General features: G+C 50.3%; 11 protein-coding genes. 3 read left to right on the top strand and 8 right to left on the bottom strand.

What is annotated here, in order from left to right:
• Positions 1–26: 26 nt before the first annotated feature.
• The 3 genes from DWX59_RS18035 (at position 27) to spoIIID (ending at position 3,842) form a co-directional block, all read left to right on the top strand.
• On the top strand, positions 27–1,454 hold the full coding sequence (locus DWX59_RS18035; protein ID WP_117560597.1) for a four-carbon acid sugar kinase family protein: 1,428 nt from the start codon (positions 27–29) through the stop codon (positions 1,452–1,454).
• 202 nt (positions 1,455–1,656) lie between these two features.
• Positions 1,657–3,387 carry an SWIM zinc finger family protein gene (locus tag DWX59_RS18030; protein WP_166460258.1) on the top strand — a complete coding sequence of 577 codons (1,731 nt, stop codon included), beginning with the start codon at positions 1,657–1,659 and terminating at the stop codon, positions 3,385–3,387.
• Positions 3,388–3,566: 179 nt separating this feature from the next.
• The gene (gene spoIIID / locus DWX59_RS18025) at positions 3,567–3,842 is read left to right on the top strand and encodes a sporulation transcriptional regulator SpoIIID (RefSeq protein ID WP_008724393.1); all 276 of its coding nucleotides are present in this window, start codon (positions 3,567–3,569) and stop codon (positions 3,840–3,842) included.
• A gap of 115 nt (positions 3,843–3,957) precedes the next feature.
• Here spoIIID and DWX59_RS18020 read toward each other — a convergent pair whose 3' ends face one another.
• From DWX59_RS18020 to DWX59_RS30055, 8 genes are all read right to left on the bottom strand, one after another.
• Complete coding sequence (locus tag DWX59_RS18020) at positions 3,958–5,493, bottom strand: sodium/proline symporter (RefSeq protein ID WP_117560595.1); 1,536 nt, start codon at positions 5,491–5,493, stop codon at positions 3,958–3,960.
• Between the two features lie 389 nt (positions 5,494–5,882).
• Positions 5,883–6,491 (bottom strand): TetR/AcrR family transcriptional regulator, encoded by a 609-nt coding sequence (locus tag DWX59_RS18015; RefSeq protein ID WP_117560594.1) that lies wholly within the window; start codon positions 6,489–6,491, stop codon positions 5,883–5,885.
• A 74-nt stretch (positions 6,492–6,565) separates the two neighbouring features.
• Entirely contained in the window at positions 6,566–7,384 is an 819-nt protein-coding gene (locus tag DWX59_RS18010; RefSeq protein ID WP_117560593.1) for a carbohydrate ABC transporter permease, read from the bottom strand.
• A 2-nt stretch (positions 7,385–7,386) separates the two neighbouring features.
• A complete protein-coding gene (locus DWX59_RS18005; RefSeq protein ID WP_117560592.1) occupies positions 7,387–8,277 on the bottom strand; it encodes a carbohydrate ABC transporter permease in 891 nt (296 codons plus the stop codon).
• A 109-nt stretch (positions 8,278–8,386) separates the two neighbouring features.
• Complete coding sequence (locus tag DWX59_RS18000; protein WP_227116796.1) at positions 8,387–9,751, bottom strand: ABC transporter substrate-binding protein; 1,365 nt, start codon at positions 9,749–9,751, stop codon at positions 8,387–8,389.
• Positions 9,752–9,771: 20 nt separating this feature from the next.
• Positions 9,772–11,991: a glycoside hydrolase family 2 protein gene (locus DWX59_RS17995; protein ID WP_117560591.1), complete on the bottom strand. Its 2,220-nt coding sequence runs from the start codon at positions 11,989–11,991 to the stop codon at positions 9,772–9,774.
• The gene (locus DWX59_RS17990) at positions 11,969–12,919 is read right to left on the bottom strand and encodes a DMT family transporter (RefSeq protein ID WP_117560590.1); all 951 of its coding nucleotides are present in this window, start codon (positions 12,917–12,919) and stop codon (positions 11,969–11,971) included. The genes DWX59_RS17995 and DWX59_RS17990 overlap by 23 nt, the downstream gene beginning before the upstream one ends.
• Positions 12,920–12,980: 61 nt before the next feature.
• Positions 12,981–13,385: a 4Fe-4S dicluster domain-containing protein gene (locus tag DWX59_RS30055; protein ID WP_166460257.1), complete on the bottom strand. Its 405-nt coding sequence runs from the start codon at positions 13,383–13,385 to the stop codon at positions 12,981–12,983.
• Between the last annotated feature and the right edge of the window lie 230 nt (positions 13,386–13,615).

Below are 13,615 nucleotides of genomic sequence, written 5' to 3'. Positions count from 1 at the left end.
TTGGGCCGAAGAAAGGGAGGATAACTATGTTAGATGCAGCTGTGCTGAACCGGTATCCCCAGGCAGATTGCCGGGCCATACAGGCGTTACTGAAAGAAAAATGCCGGGAGGACGGACATAAGATTGTGGTATTGGACGATGATCCGACCGGAGTGCAGACAGTCCATGATGTTTCCGTGTATACGGACTGGTCCTATGAAAGCATAAAAAAAGGCTTTGAAGAAGATAACAAGCTCTTTTACATACTGACCAATTCCAGGGGGTTCACTGTGGAGCAGACCACCAGGGCCCATCTGGAGATTGGGGAAAATGTGGCGAGGGTGTCTGAGGAGACGGGGATTGATTATGTGATTGTCAGCAGAGGGGATTCTACCCTGAGGGGACATTACCCATTGGAAACAGAGCTCCTTGCCCAGGCAGAGGAAACATACCGGGGAAAGCCGGTGGACGGTGAGATTATATGTCCCTATTTTAAAGAGGGCGGCCGTTTCACCATTGACAATGTACATTATGTCAAATATGGAGAACAGCTGGTTCCGGCAGGAGAGACTGAATTTGCAGGGGACAGGACCTTTGGATATCATTCATCGGATTTAAGGGAATACGTGGAGGAAAAGACCGGGGGCAGGTATAAGGCGGAAGATGTGGCATACGTGTCAGTGGAGGAACTGCGCGGTGCGGATTATGCAGGAATCACGGAAAAACTTATGGGGCTTCACGGTTTTGGGAAGCTGGTGGTCAATGCAGTGGATGCATGCGACCTGAAAGTTTTCTGTATTGCCCTATACAATGCCATGGGACAGGGAAAACGGTTCATGTTCCGCACGGCCGCCGGTTTTGTAAAGGAATTCGGCGCTGTCAGTGAACGCCCTCTTTTAGGCAGGTCTGAAATGATTGGGAGCAGCTGCAACACAGGCGGAATCATCGTGGTTGGCTCCCACACGAAAAAGACCACCAGCCAGCTGGAGGCATTAAAGCAGGTTCCGGGAATTGAATTCATTGAGTTTGATTCTGACCTTGTGCTGGATGAGGATAGGTTCCGGGAGGAAGTGGAGAGGGTCATCCGGCAGGAAGAGGAACTGCTGGGGCGCGGTGTCACGGTTGCGGTGTATACGAAGCGGAAGCTGCTTTCCCTGGATAATGACAGCCCTGAGGCGGCCCTTGTACGGTCCGTGAAAATATCTGACGCGGTCCAGTCCCTGGTGGGACGGTTAAAGGTGGCGCCTGCATTTGTGATGGCAAAGGGAGGAATCACATCCAGCGATGTTGGAACCAAGGCGCTTCAGGTAAAAAAAGCTACTGTGCTGGGGCAGATACGGCCCGGCATACCGGTGTGGAAGACCGGGGAGGAAAGCCGTTTCCCAGGCATTCCCTACATCATTTTCCCAGGAAATGTGGGTGAGGCGGACACACTTAAGGAGGCGGTTGGGATATTGATGGGCGGCCTTCAGTGACATACCTGTACAATTGAATAAGAAACTAAAAAAGCTGCCGGAAAAGTATGATATGCCCCCTGTCAGGCTGACAAGGACATGTCGGCATCCCCTTCCGGCAGCTTTTCATTGTCATGATATAAAAATCATGTATACTTATAGTTAGATGGCAAAAGACAATTTTCAGACGCGCTCGGGACGGCAGGTAAGGAGGGACGATTGTATGGATGATTTGAAAAGCCAGGATTTAGAAAGCCAGGATTGGGAAAGGTTAGATTGGGAAAGCTTATTCAGCCCCCGTATCCTGGTCCGCGGCATGGGTTACTATGAATCGGGGGCCGTAACAGAACTGTCGCGGACAGAGGGAGGATACCGCGCCCTGGTGGAGGGGACCGAAGACTATGAGGTGGAAATAGAGATAAAGGACAACCGGATTCTCGACATGAGGTGCACCTGCCCCTATGCGGGGGACGGGAAATACTGCAAGCATATGGCCGCGGTTTTATATGAGGCAGAAGAAGGGGGAGGTCTGGAAATGTCCCATGGGGCCTGTGAAGGAACCGTCCGGGATTCCAGACAGGAACTTAAGGAGGTGATAAATGGGATTCCGGAACAGGAACTGAGGAATCTTCTGGAATCCATGGCCTGGGAAGATGAAAAGCTGAGAAACAGGATCCTGATACAATATTCCCCGGCCATAAGCAGTAGTCAGATGGCATCATTGAAAAAAGAGATAGATAACATTGCTAACAGATACTCGGACAGAAGCGGTTATGTGGACTGGGCAAATGCAGGCAGTTACATATGGGGGATGGAAGCATTTCTCCATGACAAGGTACAGGCCATGATTGACAAAGGCTGCTGGATGCAGGCATTTGAACTTACAAACCAGGTATTCATCACCATCGGAAACCAGGATATGGATGATTCAGACGGCGGTACAGGCATGCTGGCGGAAGTCTGCTATGAATACTGGAAGCAGATTCTGGAAAAATGCAGCGGCCAGGATAAGGATAAGATACGTGACTGGTTTAAGGGACATCAGACCGACAGCACTGCAACTGATTATATGGAGGAATATATCAGCGAGTTCCTTATGAATGAGCTTCATGACAAGGAGCTTCTGCAAAAGACAATGGAGGCATTGGACCGGCAGATAGAAACAAGCAGGGACAGTACGGACTGCGGTAACTACTACAGCATACGGTATGGACCTGAAAACCGTATCCTGAAAAGGCTTCAGATTATGAGGGAACTGGGGGCCTCAGCGGAGGAGATACGGCAGTACCGGGAGAAAAACCGCAGATTTACGGCAGTAAGGATGCTGGAGACAGAAGAGTGCATCCAGTACGGAAAATACAAGGATGCAATCCGTGTCCTGAAGGAAAGCAAGGAACTGGACCAGTCCTCCCGGGCCTGGGTCAGGGAACACAGCCGGAAACTGATTGAACTGTACGGCAGACTGCATATGGACAAGGAATATAAGGAAGAATTGATGTTCCAGGTCTTTTCCTGCAGACAGGACAGCCTGGATTTCACCAACAGATTAAAGGCTGTCTGCGGACAAAGCGAGTGGGAACAGAACCGGGAGAAACTGCTGTCAGGCCCAACCCTCCAGGGGATTAAACTGTCTTTGCTGGAATCCGAAAAAATGTATGACCGGCTTCTGGAAGAAGTAATAAACAGCGGCTCCGCATATACCATGGACCGATATGAAAAAATACTGAAAAGGACATACCCGGACAGGATGAGGTCTGCCTATGTTGCCTTTGCCAGACAACAGGCCGAATCCGCATGTGACAGGACGCGCTATAAAGAACTGATGAAATATCTGAAGAAGATTGCATCTTACCCCCAGGGAGCGAAAGCAGCCGGGCAGCTTGCGCAGGAGTGGAGGACGCTTTACAAGAGACGCAGGGCCATGATGGATGAGTTGATGAAAGCCGGGTTTTAGTGTGGGAGGAGGCGGACTGCCTGGACCAATGCGCTATTTTGACGGACCGGATAAAAGGGACAGGGAGTTTGCCGTAAATACAAAGCCGGATATAAAAATTATCTTTAGAAACAGTACGAGGTTGTGCTAATCCCAGGATTTTCCGCATATGATGTAAAAAAATCCTCAGGAGACTCACTTTGAAGGAGTATATTGAAGAACGTGCGGTAGCCATCGCCAATTACATCATAGACCACAATGCCACGGTAAGGCAGACGGCGAAGAAATTCGGGATAAGCAAATCCACGGTACATAAGGATGTAACTGACAGGCTGGAACACATCAATCCGGGGCTGGCTGCCCAGGCAAGGATTGTACTGGACGTAAACAAGTCCGAGCGCCATATCCGGGGAGGGCTGGCTACCAGGGAAAAATACCAGCACAGGCTGGCAATCTGCAGTAAACAGGAAGATTAAGCTGGTTAAGAAAGAACACTGGACCGGGTCAGGAAAATTCCAGGCGCGGTCCGGACATGAAGAGAGACACGCAAACCGCCCGCATGGCGGTATTTGCGTGTCTCTTTCTTAAATCTTATTTCCCCACCGAATCAAACTCCCGGCAGATTTCCTCCGACGGCGCAGCGGTTGCCAGGGAGACAATCACAATGGCTGCGCAGGCCACCAGGAACGCGGGAAGCAGTTCGTAGATGTTCCAGGCGCCGCCAAGGGGACGTACGCCGTATTTCCATACAAATACCATGATACCGCCGGAAACCATGCCGGCCAGGGCGCCCTTAAGGTTGCTGCGCCTCCAGAACAGGGCGAACAGCATCACCGGGCCAAAGGAGGCGCCAAAGCCGGCCCAGGCAAAGGATACAATGGTGAACACGGAACTGTCGGGATTCCATGCCAGTATAATGCCTACCAGCGCAATCCCCACAACCGTAAGACGGGCGGCCAGCATGGATGTTTTGGTATCCATCCTGATTTTCAGGAAATCCTGAAGCAGGTTCTGGGATACCCCGGACGCAGCGGTCAGCAGCTGGGAATCAGCCGTGGACATGGTACATGCCAGGATTCCGGCCAGGACAACTCCTGCCACGATGGATAACAGTAGTCCATGGCGGCCCAGCAGGTCGGCCAGACGGATGATGACGGTCTCTGACTCGGAGCTGGAGGAAAAGGCGGGGATGCTGCCTGCAACGGAAGCGCTGTAGCCGATGATTCCAATCAGGATTGCCACAAACATGGAGATGACCACCCAGACCGAGGCAATGCGCCGCGATGTCTTAAGCTTATCCTCATGGCTGATTGCCATGAAGCGCAGAAGGATATGAGGCATCCCGAAATATCCCAGCCCCCAGGCCAGGGTAGACAGTATGGTGATGAATCCATAGGGTGAGGCTGTATTGTCGGCCATGTTGTGGATATGGGTCATGCTCAGGTATCCTGTGAGGGAACGGGCATTGTCCGCCACCGCATCCCAGCCCCCGGCAACGCTGACCCCAAAGAATACAATGATGACCAAGGCAATGCTCATGACTATGCTCTGAATCAGGTCCGTGGTGGAGACAGCCATGAATCCGCCCAGGACCGTGTAGCCGATGATGACAACAGCGCCCACAATCATGGCCACGTGGTAGTTTACGCCGAACAGGCTGTTGAACAAGGTTCCCACCGCCTTAAATCCTGAAGCCGTGTATGGGATGAAGAAGATAAGGATGACAAGGGCGGCAATGCACATCAGTATGTTTTTCTCATCCCTGTAGCGCCTGGAAAAGAAATCCGGAATCGTGATGGCGTCACAAGCCACGGAATAACGGCGCAGCCGCTTTGCCACAATCAGCCAGTTCAGGTATGTACCAACCGCAAGCCCGATGGCGGTCCAGCCCGCGTCGGCGATGCCTGTAAGGTATGCCACGCCCGGAAGCCCCATAAGCAGCCAGCTGCTCATGTCCGATGCCTCGGCGCTCATGGCCGTTACCAGGGCTCCCAGCTTGCGGCCCCCCAGATAAAATTCATCGGCTGAATCCCCGCCGCCTTTTTTGCTGAAATAAAATCCTACGTAGACCATGGCTGCCAGATATAGGATGATGGCTGCCAGGATTCCTATTTGTCCTGTACTCATGTTTTCCCTCCTGTTTTGCAATCAATCACAGTACATGCGTCATATGTGCGCTGCATCTTCGATATATGCATGATATATCTGCATATTCATAATATGTGCACGATACATATGAATGGCATGGCGCTGTATCGTACTGGCCATTACACACAGTTCCCCGGAACCTGTCAGCCCGGGGAGAATAGAAATAGCCATAATGTGCACATTATAACATGAGGCATAGGAGAACGCAATACAGAACAAAGTATAGACTGAATACTAGACGAAAAAATTATATACATCAAAAAATGCTTATGAATTAAGGGAATATTGACTGTACGTCATATCAAATAATATACATTCAAAAAATAGAATTTATTTTCCCGGCCAACTTTGGCCTTAAGACCTCCCTCTTATAAAGCGCCTTCCCGGTGTTCCAGGAAACTGCTCAGGAATCCGGGCATGACCGATACGCTGTACCTCCTAAGGGGGTATTCCCCGCCGCACAGGCACCAGTCATAGAGGATTGCGCGTTCCGATAATGCATACAGCTTCACCATTTCGCTGACGCTGGAGCCAGAGCTTAATTCGCCGCTGTCCTGTCCGTGGGCAATGATCTTGCGCAGGAGCTTGTAATAGGTACGGTTATGGTCCAGCAGATGCTTTTCGCCGGCAGTGACCAGCTGGGTGGACAGAAGCCGGGCCAGCAGATCCATGGATATACTGTTCTCAATCATCCCGAACAGCTCGCTGTTAAGGAACAGCAGCCTGTCCATGGCGGTCATCTCCGGTTTTTCTGCCAGGATATCGGTAAGCTCTTCATATTTTTCATCAAATAACAGGCTTAAGGTGCTCAGGAGGGCATCCTTGCCATCAAAATAGTGGTAAAAGGAGCCCTTGGATGTGTGGGACAGTTCAATGATTTCCTCTACCGTGGTATCCTCGTATCCCTGTTCGTAGAACAGCTTCCACGCAGCGCCTACAATCTTGCCCCGGGTTCCCCGGGCGGTTTTCTTGGCCATTGGTGATTCTCCTTCATATGTGTTAGGTTATTTAATAATTTAACACACCCTGACATGTTTTACAATGGGGATGGTTATCCTTTCACAGAACCTGTCAGTCCTTCCACAAAACTCTTCTGCATCACGAAAAAGACAATGGTCATGGGAAGTATGGCAATTAATATCCCGGCCATCTGTACCGAATAGTCCACCACATAATACTCAGCGGCCAGGTCGGATATGAGGAGGGTCATGGTCTTTTTTTCCGGGGACTGGAGTACCACAAGGGGCCACAGATAATTATTCCATGAGGTCATGAATGCATAGATGGCAGCGGCCGCATAAGTGGATTTCATGTTGGGCATCACTATTTTAAAGAATATGTAAGTGTCCCCGGCGCCGTCAATCTTGGCTGCTTCCAGCACGTCATCCGGAAACGCCTTGAAGTTCTGGCGGAAAAAGAAAATCAGGAACACAGAGCTTATGGCGGGCAGGATTACCGCTGTGGAGGTGTTGACCAGTTTTAGGGCTGCCATCATCTTAAACAGCGGTATCATCATGGCTGAAAAAGGAATCATCATGGCCAGTAGATAGATGGAATAAATCCGTTCTGACCATTTGGTGCGGAATTTCTCAAAACCATATGCTGCCAGTGAAGTGGCCAGAAGGGAGAACACAACGGTTATGAGGGCGATTTTGATTGAGTTGGAAAGAGCCTCCACAACCTTGTATTTGTGGAAAAGGTTCCACATATTAACAAGGAAGTATGGCCCGATGGTGAGCTTTCCCTGAGCCAGTTCGTTGGATGTATTGGTAGCGCCGGCCAGAATCCAGTAAAAAGGAAATATGGATACAAAGGCCGCGATGATTAAGATTGTATAAGATGCTGCTTTACGTATTGTCCTATGAGTCATATTCAGCCCACCTTTCCTTTCTTTTCCCTGGTCACTGCAAACTGCAGCATGGACAATGCGGCCACAATCAGTACCACGACCCATGAAAGGGCTGCCGAATATCCGAAGTTTGCCGAATAGACAAAGGAATGGTTATAAATGTATTGGGAGGCGGTCATGGTTGCATTGGACGGCCCCCCGGCCGTGATGTTCACCACCTCGTCAAACAGCTGGATTGTGCCGATGGTTGAGGTGATGGATGTGAATAATATGACTTCCTTTAACTGCGGTATGACCACATAGAAGAATTCCTGCAGGCGCGTGGCCCCGTCGATGCGGGCAGCCTCGATTGTTGTATAGGGGATATTCTGCATGCCGGATATATAAAACATCATATTATAACCGGTCCATCTCCAACACAGGGCAATGATGATTGAGACCTTTGCCCAAAAGGAATTGTTCAGCCAGTTAATGGGGGATGCAATCAGGTGCACGGCCATGAGGAAGTGGTTGACCAGGCCGTCAATCTGGAACAGCATTTTAAATACCAATGAATAGGCTACCAGCGAAGTGACACACGGCAGGAACAGCGCCAGCCTGAAGAAGCCCTTAAAGCGGATTTCCTTAGAATTGAGGAGATTCGCAAACAATAAGCCCAGAATCAGCATGATGGGGACCTGGATCAGGAGGAACAGGAAATTATGGAGCAATGCCTGCCAGAATATGGTGTCCTTCATCAGACGGGCAAAATTCCCCAGACCGATAAAGGTACTGTCCAGGCCCTTATAATTATGTGTGGAAATATAGATGGAATATAATACAGGATAAACCATGAATATAAGGGAAAACATGATGCTTGTCCCGGAAAACCGGAACCATTTCCCACTTGGATGTATACTCTTTGCCTTCTTCATCTGCCGCCCTCCAAAGTCATGATACCGGAGAGATGGACCCTCCGGTATGGTCTGGTGCCGCCCGGCGGCACCGGTATGTATGTCTGGTTACTGCTGCAGGCAGCGAATCCTAATTGCCAACCTGCATGTCAAATGTTTTCTCTGCTTTTTCCAAAGCCTCATCCAGTGTCAGTTTGTCGTCAAAGTAATCCTGGGTCACAGTGCGCAGGGCATCGCTGGTCTCGTTGGTATACATGCCGTAATCCACGCTGGGCACCAGTTCGCCCCAGTCGGCAAAGTCCTTATATATCTTTGCGCCGTCAAAGAAATCACTGCCTTCTTCGTATGCGCTGCCGTCAAGGGATGGGAGATAGGTTGCAACCGCGCCCTGCTCCTTCAGGATCTGCTGGTAGAAGTCTATATTTCCCGCATAAACAGTTTTAAGGAAATCAATTGCCAGGTCCTTGTTCTTGCTTTCCTCCAGCACCACCCAGCTGGAGCCGCCGATGTTGGAATACTTGGTTGCATTGTCCACTGTTTCCAGCACAGGAATGTTGGTATAACCCCATTTGCCCTTCATTTCAGGTACGCTTGTCAGGGTTGGTATGTACCACACCGCAGAAATATGTGCTGCCACGTCGCCTTTCTGCACGCCGCCGATTCCCTCAGCTGACCAATAATCCACAGGCATGATTAAATCGGCCTTGTAGAGTTCCTTTAACACGCCCATCATTTCACGGACAACCGCGCTGTCCGTAAAGTTGGCGCTTCCGTCCTCCTTGGTCAGCCATTCCCCGGCAGACTGGAGGGCAATCTGGATATAGTGGGTTCCTTTGTATGGAGTGAATACCACAAAGTATTTCCCGGTGGCTTCCTTTACTTTTTTGCCGATTTCTATGAATTCACTCCAGGTCAGGTCCTTCATGTCCTCTTCCGTGAAGCCGGCCTGCTCCAGATAATCCTTCCTGTAATAGAGCCCTGCGCTGCCGCTGTCAAAGGGTACCCCGTAAACCTTGCCGTCCACGGTATAGGCATTGACCTTATACTGGGCAAACTGGCTGAAATCAATGGCGTCCGTCAGGTCGGCGTATTTGCCTTTATAATTGTTCAGGAAGCTTTGTGCGCTGTAGTCGCCCATGAGCAGGATATCAGGCATGCCTTCTGAAACGCCTGAGGTGAATGCTGTAATGGATTTTGTTTCCACTGCGTTTTCTTCCACTTCAATGATGTTCAGGTTAAAGTCAGGATGCCCGGCCTTGCGGTAATATTCAGCCGCTGTATTCATTGCCGCGATGTTGAAGTTCTGGTCCCATGCCCAGATGGTCAGTTCCTCCGGTGATCCGGTTTCCTGGCTTTGGGAAGTACCGGAATCGGCTCCTTGGGTGGTGCCTGCCGCCGGTGCTGCGGGCGCCTCTTCCTTGGGCGGAGCCACACATGCCGTGGAAACGGCCATGATGGTTAACAGTGCTGCTGCCAGTCTTTTTGTTTTTTTCATACGTTCATCCTCCTGTGTGTTTATTCAATCCTTATAGTTACCTTATTGGATTCTAATTTAGATGTCCTGGCCCAAAGGGTTACCTGGCCGGGCACCCCGGTGGTCCTGATCCAGGCCGCAATGCATCCGCCCTGCATGGTGGTTGAGGCCGGCCCAATGATTTCAGCCGGGCCCTCTATGGCAAACTCAATGCTGTCCATCATATAATCCAGGCTGTTTCCGTATTGGTCAAGGGCTTCGAACACGACCCTTGTCACGTCATACGGTTCGTCCTCTTTCTGGGCCTTCAGCACCGTATCGTCTGCGGTGCATGAAAGCTGATGCGGAATCGGGTTCTTGGCGAATTTTTTTGTGATGGCCGGCTTTCCGTCCACGTAGCCCACAAAGGTGGCGTCCTCCCAGCCCCATTCATCCCAGATATTGTTCTGTATCCGGTCCATGTACATGGGGGCATGCTTTAAACCTGCAAACTGCCTGCGGTGGGGGAACAGGCGCCTTGCCAGTTTGTCCCCATAATAAAATTCCACATAATCGCAGTTGGTAAATACGTACATTGGAAGGAATCCGCATTCGTCAATGTCGCCGTTTACCCACAAGGTTGCGGGAACCATGACAACGCCTTCGGACGGATCTTTCTGGCTCTGGTAAACAGCCGCGGTCCATTTCTTGGCAATGCGGAACATGTCGGATACGCCGTGATAACATACCCGGTCGCCGGGGCCGAACTGGTAATGGGTGTTATAGTCAAAGGCACACCAGCCGATTGCCCCGCAGATGCGGTCATCCAGCGCAACCTCATCATGGGCCCATGCATGACGCAGCGCCATGTCCACCCGGTGGCTTGTGTCATCCCAGCGTTTGGTGGGATGGAAGGCGCCGGTAAACTCTGAAATCAGGAAGGGCACGTCATAATTCAGACCGGTTGATATATTCTGGTCCCTGTGGCGTCTCTGGGAATGGCCTGTCTGGAATTCATTCATCACATAGACGTCTTCCTGGAAATCCGCCCGCTCTATGTATTTGACCCCTCCTGTGGGCCGGGTGGCATCCATGTCATGGGCCTGTCTGTTGGTCCTCTCGTAAAGTTCAAAATCATTCTGGGATTCGTTGATCCTTACGCCCCACAGAATGATGGACGGATGGTTAAATCCTTCCATGATCATGTCATGGACGTTCTTGACGCAGAGGTCTTTCCATGCATCATCCCCGATGTACTGCCATCCTGGGATTTCCTCGAAGACAAGAAGACCGATTTCATCGCAGCGGTCCAGGAAATGGGAGGACTGCGGATAATGGCTTGTCCGGACAATATTGACCCCGATTTCATCTTTCAGGATATCGGCGTCCTTTCTCTGGGCCCTTTTCGGCATGGCATAGCCCACATAAGGATAGGACTGATGGCGGTTCAACCCAACCAGCTTTATCTTATTTCCGTTGAGGCAGAATCCTTCCGGCTTAAACGATATGTCCCTGAAGCCAAAACGCTCCGTGATGAGGGTGTCTCCCAGCATCAGTTCCATTTCATACAGGTGCGGGTTTTGCGTATCCCATAATGTGATGTTTTTTAAGGGGCCTGTGGAAAATTCAAGAACCTGTTTTCCGGTTTTTATATCAACAGTGGACTCCGATTCATGGACGGGCTGGCCATTATCCAGAAGCCGGAGACCTGCCCTGACATCAGGACGGTCTGCGGCGGAGTTGAGGAAGACTTTTACATCTGCCCGGATATTGTCTGAAAGCACGTCCACAGGAGCCACGTGCATGGCTTCCACATATACCGTGTCTGAGACAATCAGCTCCACTTCCCTGTAGATGCCGCCATAACCCAGATAATCCACCAGGTATCCAAAGGGAGGTATATCCTCCCGCTCCGTTGAATCCACTTTGACGGTAAGCCAGTTTTCACCATCCCGGAGCGCGTCTGTCAGTTCCAGTTCAAAGGCAGTGTATGCGCCCTTGTGTTCGCCCAGGCGCTGCCCGTTAAGAAAGACCTCGCCATAATTGGCAATGGCGCCGAACCGGATGAATACCCTCTGGCCCTCAGCCGGTTTCCAGCTAAACTGTTTTTTATAGCAGGATACGAACTGATAACAGCCCTCATCAAAATAATTGAATGGGATTTCCTTGTTGGCATGGGGAACCGTGACAGCCGTCATTCCCTCCAGGCTGCTGTCCCCTGCATCGCTTTCGCGGAATTCCTCTTTATAGTACCATTGGTTAAAGGGTATAATTTTCTTCATGCTTCCTCCTTGCCTCTAAGGGCGTAAATTTTTTATATGTATCAATTTTGTTCTCAAACAGCATGTACCAGGCCAGCCCAAAGAGAATGATGATGCTTCCCATGGATTTATGGAACGTAATCAGTTCCGTGGCCTGATTGTGGTCCGGTATCAGGGCAGCCCCGATCATTCCGAAGACAGGGGTCAGCATCTGGATGAAAGGGACGGTGACCGCACGGCTGTATTTTTGTCCCACTGCCTGGACGATATAAGCTATCCCTGTGCCGATTACCCCGGTCAGGATGATGATAAGGATGGATGTCCGGCATAACACAGGTGTTTCATACAGGAATATTCCCGCGGCCAGGCTGAGGATTGCCGCAATCACTATCTGCAGCGCCCCAAGCAGCTCTGCGTCCCCGTCCCTGACAAAATGATTCATGGTCATGATACAGGCTGTGTTTAACAATGCAGAACAGAAGGTGATGCCGTCCCCTATATTAAAGGAACCGCCATTGCCATGGGAAAACACATACAGCCCGGTTAAGGTAATCAGGATTGACAGCAGCAGGTTTTTTGACGGCACCTTTTTATTCAGCAATGAAATGCAGACCGGTACAAACACGATTGACATCTGGGATATGAATACGGAATTAGACGCGGATGTGTAGTTCAGTCCCAGCACGGTAAGTTCCATCGGTACAACCAACAGGATGCCCAGCACCAATCCCTGCATGAACGTCCGCAGGCTGATGCCTGCCAGACGTTTTCCATATACTGCCAGCACCAGTATGGCGGCGCTTAAGAAACGCAGCATCAGATAGGTGGGGGAGTTCATGTAAAATAAAATATGCTTCATCAGGACCGTGGTGATTCCCCAATAAACCGCTGCCACGGTCAGAAGGCAGCTGCCTTTCCTGACCCTCCATGTTTCCTTTAACCTTTCCACTTCATCTACCTCAATTCCATCGTTGTTTTATGGTTTTTTGCAGATGAAATAGAATACTTCCTTAGAAAGTATTTCCGCGTTTCCTGAATATGATATTAGGATCGGTATTTCCCCGCTCGAAACCAATTGCCTGTTCGGTATAATCTTCTGAATGACGCTCCTTTAGTCCCTTTAATTCCCCTGCTTCCAGCGCCCTCATGGGGCATGCCGCCACACAGGCGGGTTTTAAACCCGTTACAATGCGCTCCATGCATAAATCACACTTTACCATAACCGGCCGTTCTTTCAGTATGGTGTAAAACTGCGGAGCTTCCCAGGGACAGGCCTTCTGACATCTTCCACATGAGATACATGGAATTTCTTCATTGGCCAGGACTATCCCATATGTATCCTCCTTGTATATGCGTCCTGTGGGACATGCATCAATACAGGCTGGCTTACTGCAATGGTTACATGAAATATTCATGTTATATCTCATTAAATCCGGCGGTTTATTTCCCCTTTCCTCATACCAGGACCGTCGCAGACGTTCCTTCATATAATAGTTTCTTTCAACAGCGTTTTCTCCTGCGGTCCCTCCGGTCAGCTCACGTAAGGGATACAGGCGGGCATCTCCCCGTTTCTGCTCATTCCATACCTTGCAGGCAATTTCGCATGTATGGCAATTAATACAATCCTGCTGGTCAAACCAGAACC

Source organism: Enterocloster aldenensis, from assembly GCF_003434055.1.
In the GTDB taxonomy this organism is placed as follows: Bacteria; Bacillota; Clostridia; order Lachnospirales; family Lachnospiraceae; genus Enterocloster; species Enterocloster aldenensis.
This window is presented reverse-complemented; position numbering and strand designations above follow the sequence as displayed.

Coding starts and splice junctions, on each gene's coding strand:
- DWX59_RS18035 (WP_117560597.1), top strand. CDS start 27: ATGTTAGATGCAGCTGTGCTGAACCGGTATCCCCAGGCAGATTGCCGG.
- DWX59_RS18030 (WP_166460258.1), top strand. CDS start 1,657: ATGGATGATTTGAAAAGCCAGGATTTAGAAAGCCAGGATTGGGAAAGG.
- DWX59_RS18020 (WP_117560595.1), bottom strand. CDS start 5,493: ATGAGTACAGGACAAATAGGAATCCTGGCAGCCATCATCCTATATCTG.
- DWX59_RS18015 (WP_117560594.1), bottom strand. CDS start 6,491: ATGGCCAAGAAAACCGCCCGGGGAACCCGGGGCAAGATTGTAGGCGCT.
- DWX59_RS18010 (WP_117560593.1), bottom strand. CDS start 7,384: ATGACTCATAGGACAATACGTAAAGCAGCATCTTATACAATCTTAATC.
- DWX59_RS18005 (WP_117560592.1), bottom strand. CDS start 8,277: ATGAAGAAGGCAAAGAGTATACATCCAAGTGGGAAATGGTTCCGGTTT.
- DWX59_RS18000 (WP_227116796.1), bottom strand. CDS start 9,751: ATGAAAAAAACAAAAAGACTGGCAGCAGCACTGTTAACCATCATGGCC.
- DWX59_RS17995 (WP_117560591.1), bottom strand. CDS start 11,991: ATGAAGAAAATTATACCCTTTAACCAATGGTACTATAAAGAGGAATTC.
- DWX59_RS30055 (WP_166460257.1), bottom strand. CDS start 13,385: ATGAATATTTCATGTAACCATTGCAGTAAGCCAGCCTGTATTGATGCA.